The sequence below is a fragment of the Nonomuraea longicatena genome (assembly GCF_039525605.1).
GTDB classification, from domain to species: Bacteria; Actinomycetota; Actinomycetes; order Streptosporangiales; family Streptosporangiaceae; genus Nonomuraea; species Nonomuraea longicatena.
This window is the reverse complement of record NZ_BAAAHQ010000009.1, coordinates 103,610-121,071: the sequence shown is the minus strand read 5'-3', so window position 1 is coordinate 121,071 and position 17,462 is coordinate 103,610. Positions and strand designations below refer to the sequence as shown.

At 70.4% G+C, this 17,462-nt stretch carries 14 protein-coding genes; 11 read left to right on the top strand and 3 right to left on the bottom strand.

Annotated elements, in window-relative coordinates:
* Positions 1 to 56 precede the first annotated feature (56 nt).
* Entirely contained in the window at positions 57 to 1,583 is a 1,527-nt protein-coding gene (locus tag ABD120_RS11570; protein ID WP_343949790.1) for a glycoside hydrolase family 10-like protein, read from the top strand.
* A gap of 8 nt (positions 1,584 to 1,591) precedes the next feature.
* Positions 1,592 to 2,689, top strand: coding sequence for an anhydro-N-acetylmuramic acid kinase (locus ABD120_RS11565; protein ID WP_343949789.1), 1,098 nt, complete (start codon positions 1,592 to 1,594; stop codon positions 2,687 to 2,689).
* Here the strand turns inward: ABD120_RS11565 and ABD120_RS11560 are convergent.
* Positions 2,684 to 3,334 (bottom strand): FHA domain-containing protein, encoded by a 651-nt coding sequence (locus ABD120_RS11560; protein WP_343949788.1) that lies wholly within the window; start codon positions 3,332 to 3,334, stop codon positions 2,684 to 2,686. The genes ABD120_RS11565 and ABD120_RS11560 overlap by 6 nt on opposite strands.
* A 271-nt stretch (positions 3,335 to 3,605) precedes the next feature.
* Here ABD120_RS11560 and ABD120_RS11555 point away from each other — a divergent pair, with 271 nt between their 5' ends.
* Positions 3,606 to 4,721 carry a citrate/2-methylcitrate synthase gene (locus ABD120_RS11555; RefSeq protein ID WP_343949787.1) on the top strand — a complete coding sequence of 372 codons (1,116 nt, stop codon included), beginning with the start codon at positions 3,606 to 3,608 and terminating at the stop codon, positions 4,719 to 4,721.
* Positions 4,708 to 5,004 (top strand): DUF3017 domain-containing protein, encoded by a 297-nt coding sequence (locus tag ABD120_RS11550; protein WP_343949786.1) that lies wholly within the window; start codon positions 4,708 to 4,710, stop codon positions 5,002 to 5,004. Before ABD120_RS11555 ends, ABD120_RS11550 begins: the two co-directional genes overlap by 14 nt.
* A gap of 44 nt (positions 5,005 to 5,048) precedes the next feature.
* On the opposite strand, the gene ABD120_RS11545 is transcribed toward ABD120_RS11550, so the two are convergent.
* Positions 5,049 to 7,250 (bottom strand): NADP-dependent isocitrate dehydrogenase, encoded by a 2,202-nt coding sequence (locus ABD120_RS11545; RefSeq protein WP_343949785.1) that lies wholly within the window; start codon positions 7,248 to 7,250, stop codon positions 5,049 to 5,051.
* Between the two features lie 262 nt (positions 7,251 to 7,512).
* Here ABD120_RS11545 and ABD120_RS11540 point away from each other — a divergent pair, with 262 nt between their 5' ends.
* The 4 genes from ABD120_RS11540 to ABD120_RS11525 all read left to right on the top strand — a co-directional run bounded on the left by ABD120_RS11540 (position 7,513) and on the right by ABD120_RS11525 (position 12,687).
* Positions 7,513 to 8,457, top strand: coding sequence for a polysaccharide deacetylase family protein (locus ABD120_RS11540; RefSeq protein WP_343949784.1), 945 nt, complete (start codon positions 7,513 to 7,515; stop codon positions 8,455 to 8,457).
* Positions 8,458 to 8,638: 181 nt separating this feature from the next.
* Positions 8,639 to 10,615, top strand: coding sequence for a serine/threonine-protein kinase (locus ABD120_RS11535; protein ID WP_343949783.1), 1,977 nt, complete (start codon positions 8,639 to 8,641; stop codon positions 10,613 to 10,615).
* A gap of 54 nt (positions 10,616 to 10,669) precedes the next feature.
* Positions 10,670 to 11,641 carry a malate dehydrogenase gene (locus ABD120_RS11530; protein ID WP_343949782.1) on the top strand — a complete coding sequence of 324 codons (972 nt, stop codon included), beginning with the start codon at positions 10,670 to 10,672 and terminating at the stop codon, positions 11,639 to 11,641.
* A 119-nt stretch (positions 11,642 to 11,760) separates the two neighbouring features.
* Positions 11,761 to 12,687 (top strand): hypothetical protein, encoded by a 927-nt coding sequence (locus ABD120_RS11525; protein ID WP_343949781.1) that lies wholly within the window; start codon positions 11,761 to 11,763, stop codon positions 12,685 to 12,687.
* Positions 12,688 to 13,024: 337 nt separating this feature from the next.
* On the opposite strand, the gene galE is transcribed toward ABD120_RS11525, so the two are convergent.
* Positions 13,025 to 13,969: a UDP-glucose 4-epimerase GalE gene (gene galE / locus ABD120_RS11520; RefSeq protein WP_343949780.1), complete on the bottom strand. Its 945-nt coding sequence runs from the start codon at positions 13,967 to 13,969 to the stop codon at positions 13,025 to 13,027.
* A gap of 86 nt (positions 13,970 to 14,055) precedes the next feature.
* On the opposite strand from galE, the gene ABD120_RS11515 reads away from it, so the two are divergent.
* The 3 genes from ABD120_RS11515 to ABD120_RS11505 all read left to right on the top strand — a co-directional run bounded on the left by ABD120_RS11515 (position 14,056) and on the right by ABD120_RS11505 (position 17,441).
* Positions 14,056 to 15,369, top strand: a complete 1,314-nt coding sequence (locus ABD120_RS11515) for a hemolysin family protein (RefSeq protein ID WP_343949779.1) — start codon at positions 14,056 to 14,058, stop codon at positions 15,367 to 15,369.
* Positions 15,370 to 15,432: 63 nt separating this feature from the next.
* Positions 15,433 to 16,437 (top strand): tryptophan--tRNA ligase, encoded by a 1,005-nt coding sequence (gene trpS, locus ABD120_RS11510; RefSeq protein WP_343949778.1) that lies wholly within the window; start codon positions 15,433 to 15,435, stop codon positions 16,435 to 16,437.
* 77 nt (positions 16,438 to 16,514) lie between these two features.
* Positions 16,515 to 17,441, top strand: a complete 927-nt coding sequence (locus tag ABD120_RS11505; RefSeq protein ID WP_343949777.1) for a YihY/virulence factor BrkB family protein — start codon at positions 16,515 to 16,517, stop codon at positions 17,439 to 17,441.
* Positions 17,442 to 17,462 lie beyond the last annotated feature (21 nt).

Below are 17,462 nucleotides of genomic sequence, written 5' to 3'. Positions count from 1 at the left end.
TTTTCTGCCATCGTCGCCCTCGAACACAACCCACCTCCCGAGAGGTCACCCCCCGCATGCCCAGCAGAAGGACCGTTCTCAAAGGGCTGGCCGCCGCCGTCGCCGCCTCCGCCGTCCCCCTGCCCGCCTTCGCCGACGCCGACTACGTCCCGCCGCTGCGCCAGATGCGCGGCATGTGGATCGCCTCCGTCCTCAACATCAACTGGCCCTCCCGCACCGGACTGTCGGCTGAGGAGCAGAAGGCCGAGTACGTCGCCTGGCTCGACCTCGCGGTCCAGCGCAAGCTGAACGCGGTGTTCGTGCAGATCCGGCCGACGGCCGACGCGTTCTGGCCGTCGCCGTTCGAGCCGTGGTCGCAGTACCTGACCGGCACGCAGGGCCAGGACCCCGGCTACGACCCGCTGGGCTTCGCCGTCGAGGAGACCCACAAGCGCGGCCTGTCCTTCCACGCCTGGTTCAACCCCTACCGGGTGTCCATGCAGGCCGACCCCGCCAAGCTGCACCCCGAGCACCCCGGCCGCAAGAACCCCGACTGGATCCTGCCGTTCGGCGGCAAGCTCTACTACAACCCGGGCATGCCCGAGGTCCGGAAGTTCTGCCAGGACGCGATGCTCGACGCGCTCGCGCGCTACGACATCGACGGCTTCCACTTCGACGACTACTTCTACCCGACCAACACCACGGCCTTCGACGACAGCGCCGCCTTCGCGAAGTACGGCGCGGGCTTCCCCGACCTCGCCGCCTGGCGGCGCCAGAACGTGGACCTCATGGTCTCGGAGATGCAGCAGCGGGTGCGCGAGCTCAAGCCGGAGATCGCCTGGGGCATCAGCCCGTCGGGCATCTGGCGCAACAAGGGCAGCGACCCGCTGGGCTCCGACACCAACGGCGGCCAGTCGTACGACAACCTGCACGCCGACACGCGCGGCTGGGTCAAGAAGGGCTGGCTCGACTACATCGCGCCGCAGCTCTACTGGTACATCGGCCAGCCGCCCGCCGACTACAGCAAGCTGGTGCCGTGGTGGTCGGACGTCGCCAAGGGCACCGGCACGCTGCTGTGGATCGGCCAGGCCGCCTACAAGGCGGGCGACCCCGCGCAGGTGCCGCAGTGGCAGAACCCGGCCGAACTGTCCAATCACCTCACGCTCAACCGCTCGCACCCGGAGATCACCGGTGACATCTGGTTCAGCGCGGGCGACGTGCGCGCCGACCGGGTCGGCTCGATCACGACGGCGGTCAAGGACCACTACCAGCGGCCCGCGCTCGGGCCGGTGCTGCCGAGGCTCGCGGACGGACGGGCGCCCAACCGGCCGGTGGTGGCCTTCGCCCGCCGCGTCGGCGGCGGCGTCGAGGTGAAGATCGTGGCCACGGGACGGCACGAGCCCTTCCAGTTCGCGATCTTCCGTTCGGACCGCGAGCTGCGCCGCTTCGAGGACGCCACCCACCTGGTCGCGGTGATCCCCGGCGACCGGCACGTACGCTGGGTCGATCCGGACGGCAAGCGCGGCGACTTCTACTACGCGATAGCGGTGGACCGGGCGAACAGGACGTCCCGGGTCAGCAACCCCTTCCGAGTGGTCATTTAAGAGGAAATATGCGGGTTCTTGGACTTATGTCGGGTACGTCGCACGACGGGATCGACACCGCCGTCGTGGACTGGTCCATGGACGGCGGCACACTCACCGGGCGGCTGCTGTCGCTCGGCGAGCGCCGCTACCCCGACGAGCTGAGAGCCCGCATCGTCGCCGCCCTGCCACCCCACCAGGTGAGCATGGGCGAGGTGTGCGCCCTCGACACCCTCATCGGCCGGGAGTTCGCCGCCGCCGCCGAGGGCGCGGGCCCGGCCGACCTGATCTGCTCCCACGGGCAGACCCTCTACCACTGGGTGGAGGACGGCCGGGTCGAGGGCACCCTGCAACTCGGCCAGCCCGCCTGGATCGCCGAACGCACCGGACTGCCCGTGGTCTCCGACGTCCGCGTACGGGACGTGGCCGCGGGCGGCAACGGGGCGCCGCTGGTCTCCTACCTGGACCTGCTGCTGCTCAACGGCATCGAGGGCCGCTCGGGGGCGCTCAACCTGGGCGGCATCGCCAACCTCACCGTGCGCGAGCCCGCCATCGCCTACGACACCGGGCCCGCGTGCGCGCTGATCGACGCGGCGGCGCCGCCGTACGACGTGGACGGGCGGCTGGGGGCGGCGGGAACGGTCAGCCGGGACCTGCTCGACGAACTGCTCGCCGAGCCCTACTACCGGCGCGAGCCGCCCAAGACCACCGGCAAGGAGCTGTTCACGCCCGACTACGTCACCAGCGACCTGCCCCAGGCCGACCTGGTGGCGACGTTGACCGCGCTCACCGCGCAGACCGTGGCGGACGAGATCCGGCGCCACCGGCTCGACACCGTGGTCGTGTCGGGCGGCGGGGTGCGCAACCCCACGCTCATGCGCATGCTGGGCGAGCGCACAGGCGCCCGGCTCGTCGTCAGCGACGAACTCGGGGTGCCCTCCGACCACAAGGAGGCCATCGCCTTCTCGTTGTTCGGCTGGCTGAGCGCCCACGGGCTGCCTGCCACCGTGCCCAGCTGCACAGGCGCCGACGGCGCCCGCATCCTGGGCACGATGACGCCCGGCTCCGGACCACTCGTACTGCCGGAACCCCTCGCCGAAGCACCGGTAGCGATCAGTTTCCTATGACGCCCTGCGTCCGGCCGCCGACGGTTGCTCGGCGGCGGCGGGGGTTCCCGACCGCTGCGGCGGCACCACGGGGGTGGGGCGGACCAGGCCCAGCGCGACGACCTCGTTGGCCAGCCGGGTGCGCCGGTTGGTGCCCTCGGGGATGCGGAACTTCTGGTACAGCCGCAGCAGATGCTGCTTGACCGCGGCCTCCGTCACCACCAGGTCGTCGGCGATCTCCCGGGCCGTCGCCGGGGCGACGAACGCCTCGTCGGACAGCGCCGGTCTGCAGAGCGAGGTGAGGACGTCGACCTCGCGCCTGGTCAGTTCCGGCGCGGCGGCCCGCCGCAGTTCCACCTCCGGGGTGAAGTCCTCGCGTGGCACGCCGCCGATGCGGCCGCGTGCGGCCCCGAAGGAGACGACGTCGCCGTCGTCGAGCACCCTCCGGGCGATCGGCCTGCCGTTCACCCGCGTGCCGTTGCGGGACAGGCCCAGGTCAACGACGTACAGGTAGGGTCCCCTCCGGACGAATTCGGCATGGAGTCGAGAGACACTGGGATCGGTGAGCCGGATGTCGACACCGCGACCTCTGCCGACCGTTGTGATCTCGGGGCGCAACGGGACGACCTCTCCGGTGTCCTCGATGCGGATAAACGGCCCCTCCACGGTCAGTCCTCCCTAGTAGACGCTGCGTATGAGTGGCGCAGCTTCTCCTGGCACGTGAGTCCCTCCTGGTGGATGCTGCGTGAACCGGCGGTGCCGCCCGCCCGAGCAAGCCCGCCGTAACTATTACTACAGCTCCGGCTTACCCAAACGAGGTGATGCGGAATCGCCTTTGCCATAAGGAGAATGCAGCGTGAATTTGGCCAGGACCTTCGCGGACGGTTTTGCCAGCTCACCGGTAGACTTCCAGCGACGATAAGCGGAGGAAACACTCATGGCGGACAAGCCCACGAAAGGTCTGGCCGACGTCGTAGCCGCGTCCACCGCGCTCAGCGACATAGACGGCAAGGCCGGTCGCCTGTTCTACCGTGGATACGACATCCACGACCTGGCCGGCCGGACGACGTTCGAGGAGACCGCCCACCTGCTCCAGCGGGGCGACCTGCCCGGCAGGGACCGCCTCGCGGCCTACACCGGGGAACTGGAGGCGGGCCACGACCTCGGCCCGCTCGTCGCGGCGAACCTCGCCGAGATCGCCGGCAGGCAGCAGCCCATGGAGGCCCTGCGCACCCTCGTCTCCCTGGGCAGCGCCGACGACCCCGACCGCGATTCCGCCGGCGCCGAGGCCGACCTGCGCAAGGCCGCCCGGCTCACCGCCCAGCAGCCGCTGCTGGTCGCGGCCTACCACGCCGCCCGCAGCGGCGCCGACCTCACGCCCGCCGACCCCTCGCTCGGCATCGCGGGCAACTTCCTGCTTCAGGTGAGCGGCCGCACGCCGGAGCGGCGCGCGATCGAGATCTTCGACGCGTGCCTGGTACTGCACGCCGACCACACCATGAACGCCTCCACCTTCGCCGCCCGGGTGTGCGCCGCCACGCTGTCCGACATGCACTCGGCCGTCGTCGCCGCCATCGGCACGCTCAAGGGCCCGCTGCACGGCGGCGCGAACGAGCAGGTCATGAAGACGCTGCAGTCGATCTCGCCCGACGGGGTGGCCCAGGCCGTACGCGACCGGCTCGCGGCGGGGGAGAAGATCATGGGCTTCGGCCACCGCGTCTACAAGACCGAGGACCCGAGGGCCACCCACCTGCGGCGGATGTCGGAGGAACTGTCGGCCGACGACCCGACCTACTACCGGATGTCCAAGGAGATGGAGGAGGTCGTCTTCGAGACCAAGGGCCTGTATCCCAACGTGGACTTCTACGCCGCGTCGGTCTACCACTACCTTGGGATCCCGACCGACCTGTTCACACCCGTCTTCTCCGTCAGCCGCATGTCCGGCTGGACGGCACACGTGATCGAGCAGCACGCAGACAACCGCCTCATCCGTCCCGACAGCGAGTACATCGGGCGCCGCGACCAGAAATGGAAGCCGATTGACGAGCGATAGAGACCTGGCCTGGGGGCCGTTCCCGCTGATCCTGGCGGGAGCGGCGGTCGCCGTGCTCGGGATCCTCTTCGCCGACGCCGAATGGGGCGCCTTCGCGCTGGGCGGGGTGCTGCTCGTGGCGGGCGCGCTGCGCTTCGCGGACTACGACGGCATGCTGGCCATCCGCTCACGCATGACCGACGTCGGCCTCTACGCGGGCTTCGGCTTCGGCTTGGTGGCCGTCGCGATGTTCCTGGAGTTCGGCTCCATCCTCAAGCCCGCCGTGCTGGGCCTGCTGAACTGAGGAAAAGAGCCGGGCGGCGCCGGAAGGGCGCCGCCCGAGCCGTTTCAGAGGCTCGCGATGGCCTCGTTGAACGTCTTCGACGGCCGCATCGCGGCCGCCGCCTTCGCCGGGTCCGGCTGGAAGTAGCCGCCGAGGTCCACGGGCGAGCCCTGGACCGCGAGCAGCTCGCCGGTGATCGTCTGCTCCTGCTCGGCCAGGGTCTTGGCCAGGCCGCTGAAGGACTGCGCCACCTCGGCGTCGTCGGTCTGCGCGGCCAGTTCCTGCGCCCAGTAGAGCGCGAGGTAGAAGTGGCTGCCCCGGTTGTCGATCCCGCCGAGCCTGCGGCTCGGGGACTTGTTCTCGTTGAGGAACGTCGAGGTCGCCCGGTCGAGCGTGTCGGCCAGGATCTGCGCCCGTGCGTTGCCCGTCGACTGCGCCAGGTGCTCGAAGCTGACCGCGAGCGCGAGGAACTCGCCCAGGCTGTCCCAGCGCAGGTAGTTCTCCTTGACGAGCTGCTGGACGTGCTTGGGCGCCGAGCCGCCCGCGCCGGTCTCGAACAGGCCGCCGCCGTTCATCAGCGGGACGATCGAGAGCATCTTGGCGCTGGTGCCGAGCTCCAGGATCGGGAACAGGTCGGTCAGGTAGTCGCGCAGCACGTTGCCGGTGACCGAGATCGTGTTCTCGCCCTTGCGGATGCGCTCAAGGGAGAAGGCGGTGGCCTCGACCGGCGCCATGATCTCGATGCGCAGCCCCTCGGTGTCGTGCTGCGGCAGGTACTCCCGGACCTTGGCGATGAGCTGGGCGTCGTGCGCCCGGGTCGCGTCGAGCCAGAACACGGCCGGGTCGCCGGTCGCGCGGGCGCGGCCGACGGCCAGCTTGACCCAGTCCTGGACCGGCAGGTCCTTGGTCTGGCACATGCGCCAGATGTCGCCCTCGGCGACCTCGTGCTCCAGCACGACCTGACCCGCGCCGTCGACCACGCGTACGGTCCCCGCCGCCGGGATCTCGAAGGTCTTGTCGTGGCTGCCGTACTCCTCGGCCTTCTGCGCCATCAGGCCGACGTTGGGCACCGAGCCCATGGTGGCCGGGTCGAAGGCGCCGTGGGCGCGGCAGTCGTCGATGACGACCTGGTAGATGCCCGCGTAGCTGCTGTCGGGCAGCACCGCGAGGGTGTCGGCCTCGTTGCCGTCCGGGCCCCACATGTGGCCGGAGGTGCGGATCATCGCGGGCATGGAGGCGTCGACGATGACGTCGCTCGGCACGTGCAGGTTGGTGATGCCCCGGTCGGAGTCGACCATGGCCAGGCGCGGGCCCTCGGCCTGCTCCGCCTCGAAGGCGGCGCGGATCTCGTCGGAGGCGCCCTTGAGGATGCCGCCGAGCCCGTCGTTGGGGCTGAGCCCGGCGGCGGCCAGTTCGGCGCCGTACCTGGCGAACGTCTTGGGGAAGAACGCCTGCACGACGTGGCCGAAGATGATCGGGTCGGAGACCTTCATCATCGTGGCCTTCAGGTGGACGGAGAACAGCACGTTCTCGGCCTTGGCCCGGGCGACCTGCGCCGACAGGAACTCGCGGAGGGCGGCCACGCGCATGACGGCGGCGTCGACGATCTCGCCTGCGAGCACCGGCACGGACTCGCGCAGGACGGTGGTGGTGCCGTCGGCCCCGGCCAGTTCGATGCGCAGCGACCCGGCCGCGCCGACGACCGCGGACTTCTCGGTGGAGCGGAAGTCGTCGGCGGTCATGTGTGTGACGTTGGTCTGCGAGTCGGCGCTCCAGGCACCCATCCGGTGGGGGTGGGCCTTGGCGTACGCCTTCACGGAGGCGGAGGCGCGGCGGTCGGAGTTGCCCTCGCGAAGGACCGGGTTGACGGCGCTGCCCTTGACCTTGTCGTAGCGGGCGCGGATGTCGCGCTCCTCGTCGGTCTTGGGGTCCTCGGGGTAGGCGGGCAGGTCGTAGCCCTGCGCCTGGAGTTCGGCGATGGCCGCCTTGAGCTGGGGGATCGAGGCCGAGATGTTCGGCAGCTTGATGATGTTCGCCTCGGGGGTCTGCGCCAGCTCGCCCAGCTCGGCGAGGGCGTCGCCGACGCGCCGGCTCTCGGCGAGCCGCTCGGGGAAGTGGGCGAGGATCCGCCCGGCGAGGGAGATGTCACGACTTTCCACTCGCACCCCGGCCGTGGAGGCATACGCCTGGACGACGGGCAGGAACGAGTACGTGGCCAAAGCCGGGGCCTCGTCGGTGTGCGTGTAGATGATGGTCGAATCAGTCACCGGATGTCCGCTCCATTAGCCGAAATTGCTTGACATCAAGATATCCGCTGCCCGGTGCCCCTGCGACAGCGGACCAGGGGCGCGAGGTTTGGTGATCTCTTTTGGAGCGGTCCGGAGTGGCGGGAGTGGCGTGGGGGGACATCCGAGGCGTAATCGACGGTCGTGTCTTTCGGGGGTTCCGATGCGTCTGGGTGTGCTCGGGTTGGTCGCGGTCGGCGCGATCGCGAGTGGTTGTGGTGCGGAAACGGTCAAACAGAGTGCCGTGAAGGTGGATCCTGCGGTTCAGAAGCAGCAGGCCCAGGCCGCGAAGGCGGCTGCGGCCGCGAAGGTGAAGGCCAACGAGCTGGGGCAGATCCCGGTGCTGATGTACCACCGCATCATCGAGAAACCCGGCTCGCAGGACGACCGGACCCCGGCGAAGTTCCGCGCCGACCTCGAACGGCTGGCCCGTGACGGCTACGTGCCGATCACCGCCGCCGAGTACGTCACCGGGAAGATCGACATCCCCGCCGGCAGGCACCCGGTGGTGCTGACCTTCGACGACTCCTCGCCGTCACAGCTCACGCTGGACGAGCTGGGCGTGCCCAAGGCCGACACCGCCGTCGCGATCCTGCGGGAGATGGCGGCCAAGCACCCCGGCTTCCGGGCGGTCGCCACCTTCTACGTCACGCGCGACATGTTCGGCAAGTCCACGCGCGAGGAGCAGGCGCAGACGCTGATGTGGCTGAAGGACAACGGCTTCGACATCGGCAACCACACCCGCGACCACGTCAACCTGCGCGAACGCTCGCAGAAGGACGTGGCGGACCAGATCGGCTCGATCCAGCAGCAGGTGAAGTCGCTGGCCGCCATCTCACCGGTCACGCTGGCGCTGCCGTACGGCAACCAGCCCAAGGTCAAGGAGTGGGCGCTGCGCGGCAAGGCGGGCGAGGGCGTCTACAACCACGGCGGGGTGTTCCTCGCCGGATACACGCCCGCGCCCGCGCCGTTCACCAAGACCTTCGACCCGCTCGGCATCCCGCGCATCAGGGCGATGGACAAGACGGGCGACTGCACCCAGTTCTGCTCGACGGCCTGGCTCGACTGGCTGAAGAGCAACCCGGACATGAGGTACACCTCCGACGGTGACGGCTCGACTGTGGCCTTCCCCAAGTTCAAGGCGCCGTTCCTGCGCAAGGGCTTCGCGGCCGGCGCCCTGCCCTACTGACAACCCCTCGGACCTGCGGCGCCGTCCCGATCTTCATCGGGGCGGCGTCGCCGTGCGCGGGCCCCGCCACCTCGGAAGATCGCCGTGACAGGACGTCACGAACGGTTAACGGTTCCCTGTGGACTTCCTGGGCGTCGTAAAGTTTCCCTGGTTGGGGTTTGTGTTCACGTGGGGATGGTCAATGCCGCAGATCGCGCCGCTCGTCGCAGGCGATCCCGATCAGCTGGGCTCTTTCCGGCTGACGGGACGAATCGGCGAGGGCGGACAGGGCATCGTCTACCTGGGGGTCAACGAACAGGGCGAGCGCGCCGCGATCAAGCTTCTGCACGTCAAGTTCACCGGCGACACCATCGCGCGCTCGCGCTTCGGCCGCGAGCTGCGGGCCGCCCAGCGGGTGGCCTCATTCTGCACGGCCCGCGTCATGGAGGCCGACCTCGACGGCAACACCCCCTACATCGCCAGCGAGTACATCGACGGCCTGTCACTGCGCGACGTCGTCGAGACCGAGGGCCCGATCACCGGCACCCCGCTCGACCGGCTGGCCATCGGCACCGCGACCGCGCTGACCGCCATCCACCACGCCTCGATCGTGCACCGCGACTTCAAACCGGACAACGTGCTCATCGCCGCCGACGGCCCGCGTGTGGTCGACTTCGGCATCGCCAGGATCGTCGACTCGACCGGCACGATCACCAGCCGGGCCATCGGCACCCCGGCGTACATGGCGCCCGAGCAGATCGCGGGCGACGAGGTCGGGCCGTTCACCGACGTGTTCGCCTGGGGCGCCACGATCGCCTTCGCCGCGACCGGCGAGACCGTGTTCGAGGGCAAGTCCATCGCGGTGGTGCTCAACCGCATCCTCAACCACGAGGTGGACGTCAGCTCGATGCCGGAGCCGCTGCGCGGCGTGGTGGCCTCGGCGTTGTCGAAGGACGCGAAGTCCCGTCCGACGGCCGACCAGCTGCTGTTGCGGCTGCTCGGGCAGCCCGACTCCGCCGGCGCCTCGGCGGCGGTGCTGTCGAAGGGCGCCGAGGTGGCGGGCGACGACACCACCCCGTTCGGCCGGGTGAACGCCGGGATGGCGGGAGGGGGGCCGGCCGGGCGGCCCGAGACCGGCGCACGGCCGGTGCCGCAGCAGACGGTCCCGCCCGCCGCCCAGCTACCTATCCAGTTTCCCGCCCAGCCGCTCGCGGCCTCGCCCGTGTTGCCCGCCGAGTTGTCCGTGCCGTCGCCCGACGTGCCCGCGCCGCCGCCGGAGGCGGCACCCGCGCCGAAGAGGACGGGCGGACGCCGCCGGGCCGTCATCGTCCTGGCGGTCGCGCTGGTCGGGGTGCTGCTGCTGGTCGCGCTGGTCAACAACTGGCCGCAGCGGATCGTCGACTCGCTGGCCGGCGGGGCGTCGGGAAGCCAGGGGCCTCCGGGGTACACGTCGGTCGTGGACAGGGTCGCGAGCACCGGGGCCATCACCATCGGCATCAGGGGCGACCTGCCCGGCATCGGGCTCGAACGCGGCGACGGCACCTTCGAGGGCCTCGACGCCGAACTGGGCAGGCGCATCGCGACGGCGCTCGGCGCCCGGCAGATCGACTTCGTGTTCGTGTCGCGGGGCAAGCGGGCCGAGGCGCTGGCCGAGGAGCAGGTGGACATGGTGCTCGCCTCCTACTCCATCGACAAGAGCGAGGTGCAGTTCGCGGGGCCGTACTACGTGGCCCACCACGACGTGCTGGTGCGTCAGGGCGGCGGCATCGACAGCATGGACGACCTGCGGGGCAAGCGCCTGTGCGCGCCGGACAACTCCTCGGTCGGGATGGTCCAGGAGCGGGTGGACGTGAAACTCGTGTCCGCCTCCAACTACGCGATCTGCATGGACCGCCTCAAGAGCGGGCAGGTCGACGCGGTCCCCGGCGAGGACCTGCTGCTGGCCGGATTCGCCCAGCGTGAGAAGAACTTCCGTTTCAAGCTGCTCGGCGCCCGCCTCGATAACACGCGCTGGGCCGTCGGCCTCAAGCTGGGCGACGCGAAGACCTGCACGGCGATCAACGGGATCATCGCCGACCTGTACCAGAAGGGGACGATGGCCCAGCTGCTCGGTAAGTACTTCGGGAGGGTGGAGTTCACGCCCGAGTCGAAGGCACCCGCGATGGAAGACTGCCGGTGACGAACGGGTAGCATCCGAAAGTCAATGATTCATCCTGCCAGTTAGGGGAAGGCCATGGGGCCCGTCAAGGTGACCGTCACCGGTGCCGCCGGACAGATCGGTTACGCGCTGCTCTTCCGCATCGCCTCCGGGCAGCTGCTCGGTGCCGACGTTCCGGTCAAGCTGAGCCTGCTGGAGGTCCCGCAGGCCGTGAAGGCCGCCGAGGGCAGCGCCATGGAGCTGGACGACTGCGCGTTCCCGCTGCTGTCGGGCATCGAGATCACCGACAACCCCGACGTCGCGTTCGACGGGGCCGGCGTCGCCCTGCTGGTCGGCGCCATGCCGCGCAAGGCCGGCATGGAGCGCGGCGACCTGCTCGGCGCCAACGGCGGCATCTTCGGCCCGCAGGGCAAGGCGATCAACGACCACGCCGCCGACGACATCAAGGTGCTGGTCGTGGGCAACCCGGCCAACACCAATGCGCTCATCGCCCAGCAGCACGCGCCCGACGTGCCCGCCGAGCGGTTCACCGCGATGACCCGCCTCGACCACAACCGCGCGCTGTCGCAGCTGTCGGCCAAGCTCCAGGTCCCGGTCACCGAGATCAAGAAGATGACCATCTGGGGCAACCACTCCGCCACGCAGTACCCCGACCTGTTCCACACCGAGGTCGGCGGCAAGATCGCGGCCGAGCAGGTCGAGGCCGAGTGGCTGAAGGACACCTTCATCCCCACGGTCGCCAAGCGCGGCGCGGCGATCATCGAGGCCCGTGGCGCCTCCTCCGCCGCCTCGGCCGCCAACGCGGCGGTCGACCACGTCCACGACTGGGTCAACGGCACCGACTGGACCTCCGCCGCCGTCGTCTCCGACGGCTCGTACGGGGTGCCGGAGGGGATCATCTCCTCGTTCCCGGTCCGCGCCGCCGGCGGCCGCTTCGAGATCATCCAGGGCCTGGAGATCGACGCCTTCTCCCGCGAGCGCATCGACGCCTCCGTGCGTGAACTCGTCGAGGAGCGCGACGCGGTGAAGGAGCTCGGCCTCATCTGAGCCGTTCCGCCGTGAAGAGCACACGTCCGGCCTCGGACGTGTGCTCTTTCGCTTTCCATGATCCACTCGCGGCGTGTCGGGAGGTCGCCCGCGCCGGTCAGCGCGTTCAATGGGGGTCCATGCTGCGCAGACTGCTTGCCGGGTTCACGGGACTGGTCGTGGCCGGCGCGCCCGGAGTGGCGCTCGCCGACGACCCGGTGACCGAGCCGATAGTGGGGCCGACAGTAGGGCCGACAGTGGGGCCGGTAACCACACCGGTGGTCGATCTGATCGAGAACCCGGTGACCACGCCGGTCGTCAAGCCGACCGAGAACCCGGCGGTCAAGCCGGTCGTCGCGCGAGCCGACCTGTCCGTACGGATCACCTCCGAGCCCGCCGTCGCCCAGCCCGGCCAGCCGATCGCCTACCGGGTGGAGGTGGCCAACGCCGGGCCCGGGGACGCGGTGCTGCCCGTGCTGGTGGTGTCGGTGCCGCCCGAGGTGCGGATCCTCCACACGAACGTGGCCACCTGCCGCCCCGGCACCACCAGCCACCAGGTGCGCTGCGCGTCCGCGACGGACGTGCGGGCCGGTGGCGGCGGCGGGGTCACGATCACCGGCCTGGTCGGCACGTCGGCGCGCGGGCCGTTGCGGACGGTGGCGAAGCTGACCTCCGCCACGGCCGACGCGAACGAGCGCGACAACACCTTCACGCACCTGGCGCGGGTGGACGAGGGCGCGGACCTGGGGGTGCGGCTGACGGGACAGGTGCGGAGCGGGGGGCTCGCGGAGGTCACGGCGGTGATCGGCAACCGGGGGCCGCGCATGGTGCGGGACGCGTTCGCCTACTTCCGGGCGCGGGGGCGGCTGGTGTCGTCGGAGGGGGCGCGCTGCCGGGGTCGGCTGGAGGAGTTGCAGTGCGGGCTGCGGGCGCTGGGGGCGGGGGAGCGGATGCGGGTGCGGCTGCTGTTCGAGCCCGAGCGTCGCGCGATCCGCGCGACGGTGTTCTCCTCCCGCTTCGGCGACCGCGAGCCGTCGGACAACGAGTCGCTGCTGCGGCTGCGGTAGACCCGTTGCGGGGGCGTCTGTCACAGCTTCAGGGAATCCGTTACGGCCGGCCCCCACACCGCCGCCCGCCACCCGGGGCTGACGGCCTCTCCGGCGCCACTCGTCTCACTCTCCCCACCCGCGACGACGCACCTGCCCCGTCCAGTCGGTGACGAAGCGCCGTTACCTGTTCGGGCGGTCAACAGGGCGTCGTCGGGTGGGGTGGTGTCAGAGGAGTGGCGCCGGGGAGGCCGCCCGCTGGGTGCGGTGGGCGGTGGTAGGGGGGCTGTGCCGTGACCCTTGGAGGGGTTTCGCAGTGACCCGCCACCGGCCGTGACTCTCCACAGAGCGCCCGCCACTACAGAGAGAGCGCCCGCCACGCGTCGGAGACGATGGTCTTCAGGGCGGCGTGCTCGGGGAGCCAGCCCAGCTCGGACTGGATCTTGGCGGACGAGGCGACCAGCACCGCCGGGTCGCCCGCGCGGCGGCCCGCGATCCGCTCCGGGATCTCGTGGCCCGTCACCGCGCGGCACACGTCGATGACCTCCCTGACCGAGAAGCCCGCCCCGCTCCCCAGGTTGTAGATCTTGTGCTCGCCCTCCGTCACCGCCTCCAGCGCCAGCAGGTGCGCCCGCGCCAGGTCGGCCACGTGCACGTAGTCCCTGACGCACGTGCCGTCCGGCGTCGGGTAGTCGGTGCCGAACACGCTCACCTCGGCGCGCTCGCCCGTCGCCACCTTGAGCACGTTGGGGATGAGGTGCGTCTCGACCGCGTGGCGCTCGCGGAAGCGTCCGTAGGCCCCCGCGACGTTGAAGTAGCGCAGGCTGACCGCCCCGAGCCCGCGCAGCCCCGCGAACGCGCTCAGCGTGGTGTCCACGGCCAGCTTGGAGGCCCCGTACGGGTTCGTCGGCCGGGTGGGGTCGGTCTCGACGATGGGGGAGCGCTCGGGCTCCCCGTACGTCGCGGCCGTCGAGGAGAAGACGATGCGCCGCACCCCCGTGGCCTGCATGGCCTCCAGCAGGGCGAGGGTGCCGCCGAGGTTGTGCGCCCAGTACATCCCGGGCTTCTCGACCGACTCACCGACCAGCGACCTGGCGGCGAAGTGCAGGACGGCCTCCTGCCCGTCGAGCGCGTCGTGGGCCCGCGCGATGTCCGCGCGCACGAACCGGGCGCCCTCCGGCACGGCGTCCTCGTGCCCGGTGGACAGGTCGTCGAGCACGGTCACCTCATGGCCCGCCTCGACGAGCTGTGCCGCCACGACGCTGCCGACATATCCGGCGCCTCCGGTGACCAGCACCCTCATGTTCACTCCTGTGGATATCTGTTTGATTTTGTATGGTACGCGGTTCAGCATACGCGGGAAAGCCGCCGAGTACGCTGCCAACCACCATGTTTGACACCGTCGTGGCCAACATCGCCCTGGTCCTCGTGTTCATCCTCGTGGGCGGCTTCTTCGCCGCGGCCGAGATGGCCATGGTCTCCCTCCGGGAGAGCCAGGTGCGACGACTCGCCAAGAAGGGCCGCCGCGGTGAGCGTGTGGCCAAGCTCGCCCGAGACCCCAACCGATTCCTGTCCGCAGTCCAGATCGGCGTCACCGTCGCCACCATGCTGTCGGCCGCCTTCGGCGCCGACCGCCTCGGCAACGCCCTCGTCCCCGTCCTCGAAGGCTGGAACGTCCCGGTCGCCGTCGCCGCCCCGCTCGCGCTCGTCCTGGTCACCCTGGCCATCTCCTACGTCTCCCTGGTCCTCGGCGAACTCGCCCCCAAGCGCCTGGCCCGCCAGCGCGCCGAAGGGCTGTCGCTGCTGGTCGCCCCCTTCCTCGACTGGGTCGCCACGCTGTCGCGGCCGATCATCTGGGCCCTGTCGAAGTCCACGGACGGCGTCGTCAGGCTCGTCGGCGGCAACCCCCACGCCGACCGCGAGGAGATGACCACCGAGGAACTCCGCGACATGGTCGTCGGCCACACCGACCTCACCGCCGACGAGCGCCACCTGATCGCCGAGGTCTTCGCGGCGGGCAAGCGGCAGCTGCGCGAGGTCATGCTGCCGCGCACCGAGGTCGAGTTCATGGAGGCCGACACCGCGCTGGCCGAGGCCGCCGTCCTCGCCGCCGCGCTGCCCCACTCCCGCTTCCCCGTCTACCGCGAGTCCTACGACGAGATCCTCGGCTTCGTCCACGTGCGCGACCTGCTCGACCCGGTGCTGACCGGGCGCATCGAGCCCATCAGCGAACTCGTGCCGATCCGGCCGGTCAAGCTGGTGCCGGTGTCCAAGAGGGTGCTGAGCACCCTGAGTGAGATGCGCGACGAGGGACACCACCTGGCCATCGTCGTCGACGAGTACGGCGGCACCGCGGGCATCGTCACCCTGGAGGACCTGGTCGAGGAGCTGATCGGCGACATCAGGGACGAGTACGACGTCGAGGACGACACCGTCGTACTGCCTGCGGGCGAGATCGAGATCGACGGCCTGACCAACCTCAACGACTTCGCCGCCCAGACCGGCATCAGGCTGCCCGACGGGCCGTACGAGACCCTGGGCGGGTTCGTGATGGCCGTCCTCGGGCACGTGGCCGTCGTCGGCGAGACGGTGGAGATCCCCGGGTTCAGCTTCACGGTCACCGATCTCGACGGCCGCCGCATCGCCCGTGTGCGGGTCAAACGCCGCCCAATACCGGACCTACCAGCGGAAATACCGACCTGACGGGCGAAGACACGACCCGAGCAGGTCGCCGCTCGTGCCCGGTAGCTGACACAATTGAGAGCTATGGCGAAACCTCGTGTGCTCTCCGGCATCCAGCCCACGGCCGACTCCTTCCATCTGGGCAACTACCTGGGTGCCATTCGTCAGTGGGTCACGATGCAGGAGACCCACGACGCCTTCTACTGCGTGGTCGACCTCCACGCGATCACCATCCCGGTCGAGGCCGCGACGCTGCGCCACCGCAGCCGGGTGGCGGCCGCGCAGTTGTTCGCCGTCGGTCTCGACCCCGAGCGGGCCACGGTGTTCGTCCAGTCGCACATCCGCGAGCACACCGAGCTCGCGTGGGTGCTCAACTGCCTGACCGGCATGGGCGAGGCCGGGCGCATGACGCAGTTCAAGGACAAGTCGGCCAAGTTCGGCGAGAGCGCCGCCAGCGTCGGCCTGTTCACGTACCCGATCCTCCAGGCCGCCGACATCCTGCTCTACCACGCCGAGAGCGTGCCCGTCGGCGCCGACCAGAAGCAGCACCTGGAACTCACCCGCGACCTCGCGCAGCGCTTCAACCACCGCTTCGGCGACACCTTCACGCTGCCCCAGCCGCACATCGTCAAGAGCGTCGAGAAGATCACCGACCTCCAGGACCCGGCAGCCAAGATGTCGAAGTCCTCCTCCAGCCCGCAGGGCATCATCGACGTGCTGGAGCAGCCCGGCCCGATGCGCAAGAAGATCATGCGCGCGGTCACCGACACCGGCACCGAGGTCGCCTTCGACGAGGAGAACAAGCCGGGCATCTCCAACCTGCTGCGCATCCAGTCCGCCCTGTCGGGCACGCCGATCCCCGATCTGGTCGCGCGCTACGAGGGCCAGGGCTACGGCACCTTCAAGAAGGACGTCGCGGAGGTCGTCGCCGACACCCTCACCCCGATCCGCGAGCGCACCGAGAAGCTGCTCGCCGACGAGGGCGAACTCGACCGCCTGCTCGCGATCGGCGCCGGCCGCGCCCGCGCGGTCGCCCAGCAGACCATGGCCCAGGTGCGCGAGCGGGTGGGCTTCCTGCCCGCCTACTGACCGCCTCCGCATAACCACCGTCACCAGGGCAGGTGCCCTTGGTCCCCCCGGACCCGAGCACTGGAGCGCCCTGACCGATGGTGAGCCTCAACGAGCGCGTCGCCGTCGTGCGCGCGTGCGGCCGACGTGTCGTCGACCGCTGGCGCGTACGACGGCCGTCCGTCGATCATCTGATCAGGACCTTCCGCCGCTACCAGGGGCAGTTCGGCGACCGGCTCGCCGGGGCCGTCACCTACTTCGCCTTCCTGTCGTTCTTCCCGCTGATCGCGCTGGCCTACGCGGCCTTCGGCTACGTGCTGACCGCCCACCCCGACCTGGAGCAGGCGCTGAAGGCCGAGATCGCCGCCCAGTTGCCCGGCCTGGCCCCGCAGCTCAACCTCGACGCCATCGCCCAGGCCAAGACCACCGCCGGGCTCATCGGACTGCTCGGCCTGCTGTATGCGGGCATGGGCGCGGTGGACGCGCTGCGCGGCGCGCTGCGCGAGATGTCCATGACCACGCGGGCGCCGCTCAACTGGCCGCTCGGCAAACTGCGTGACCTCGTGTCCATGCTGCTCATCGGCGTCACCCTGCTCGTCTCCGCCGTGCTCTCGATCGTCGCCACCCAGGCCACCGGCAAGGCGACCGACCTGCTCGGCTTCTCCGTCGCCGACCCGCTCGCCCGCTCGCTCGTCTGGCTCTTCGGCACGCTCGCCGCCGTCGGCGCCGACTGGCTGCTGTTCGTCGTCGTGCTCGGCTGGGTGGCCCGGCCCACCCGGCCGCCCGCCACGATCGCGCGGGGGGCGCTGCTCGGCGCGATCGGGTTCGGGCTGCTGAAGCAGCTCGCCTCGCTGCTGCTGGAGCACACTCTCAACAATCCCGTGTACGGGACCTTCGCGGTGATCGTCGGGCTGCTGATCTGGATCAACCTGTCGGTGCGGCTGGTGCTCTACGTCGCGGCGTGGACCGCCACGACGGGCCTGCACCCGCCGCCCACTCCCACACCGCTCCCGTCGGCCGCGTGAGGCCCGCCGCCGACGCCCGCT

What these genes read in the sequence shown, in the direction of transcription:
- ABD120_RS11535 (WP_343949783.1), top strand. Translation starts at nt 8,639, where the DNA reads ATGCCGCAGATCGCGCCGCTCGTCGCAGGCGATCCCGATCAGCTGGGC.
- ABD120_RS11570 (WP_343949790.1), top strand. Translation starts at nt 57, where the DNA reads ATGCCCAGCAGAAGGACCGTTCTCAAAGGGCTGGCCGCCGCCGTCGCC.
- ABD120_RS11565 (WP_343949789.1), top strand. Translation starts at nt 1,592, where the DNA reads ATGCGGGTTCTTGGACTTATGTCGGGTACGTCGCACGACGGGATCGAC.
- trpS (WP_343949778.1), top strand. Translation starts at nt 15,433, where the DNA reads ATGGCGAAACCTCGTGTGCTCTCCGGCATCCAGCCCACGGCCGACTCC.
- ABD120_RS11515 (WP_343949779.1), top strand. Translation starts at nt 14,056, where the DNA reads ATGTTTGACACCGTCGTGGCCAACATCGCCCTGGTCCTCGTGTTCATC.
- ABD120_RS11530 (WP_343949782.1), top strand. Translation starts at nt 10,670, where the DNA reads ATGGGGCCCGTCAAGGTGACCGTCACCGGTGCCGCCGGACAGATCGGT.
- galE (WP_343949780.1), bottom strand. Translation starts at nt 13,969, where the DNA reads ATGAGGGTGCTGGTCACCGGAGGCGCCGGATATGTCGGCAGCGTCGTG.
- ABD120_RS11525 (WP_343949781.1), top strand. Translation starts at nt 11,761, where the DNA reads ATGCTGCGCAGACTGCTTGCCGGGTTCACGGGACTGGTCGTGGCCGGC.
- ABD120_RS11555 (WP_343949787.1), top strand. Translation starts at nt 3,606, where the DNA reads ATGGCGGACAAGCCCACGAAAGGTCTGGCCGACGTCGTAGCCGCGTCC.
- ABD120_RS11505 (WP_343949777.1), top strand. Translation starts at nt 16,515, where the DNA reads ATGGTGAGCCTCAACGAGCGCGTCGCCGTCGTGCGCGCGTGCGGCCGA.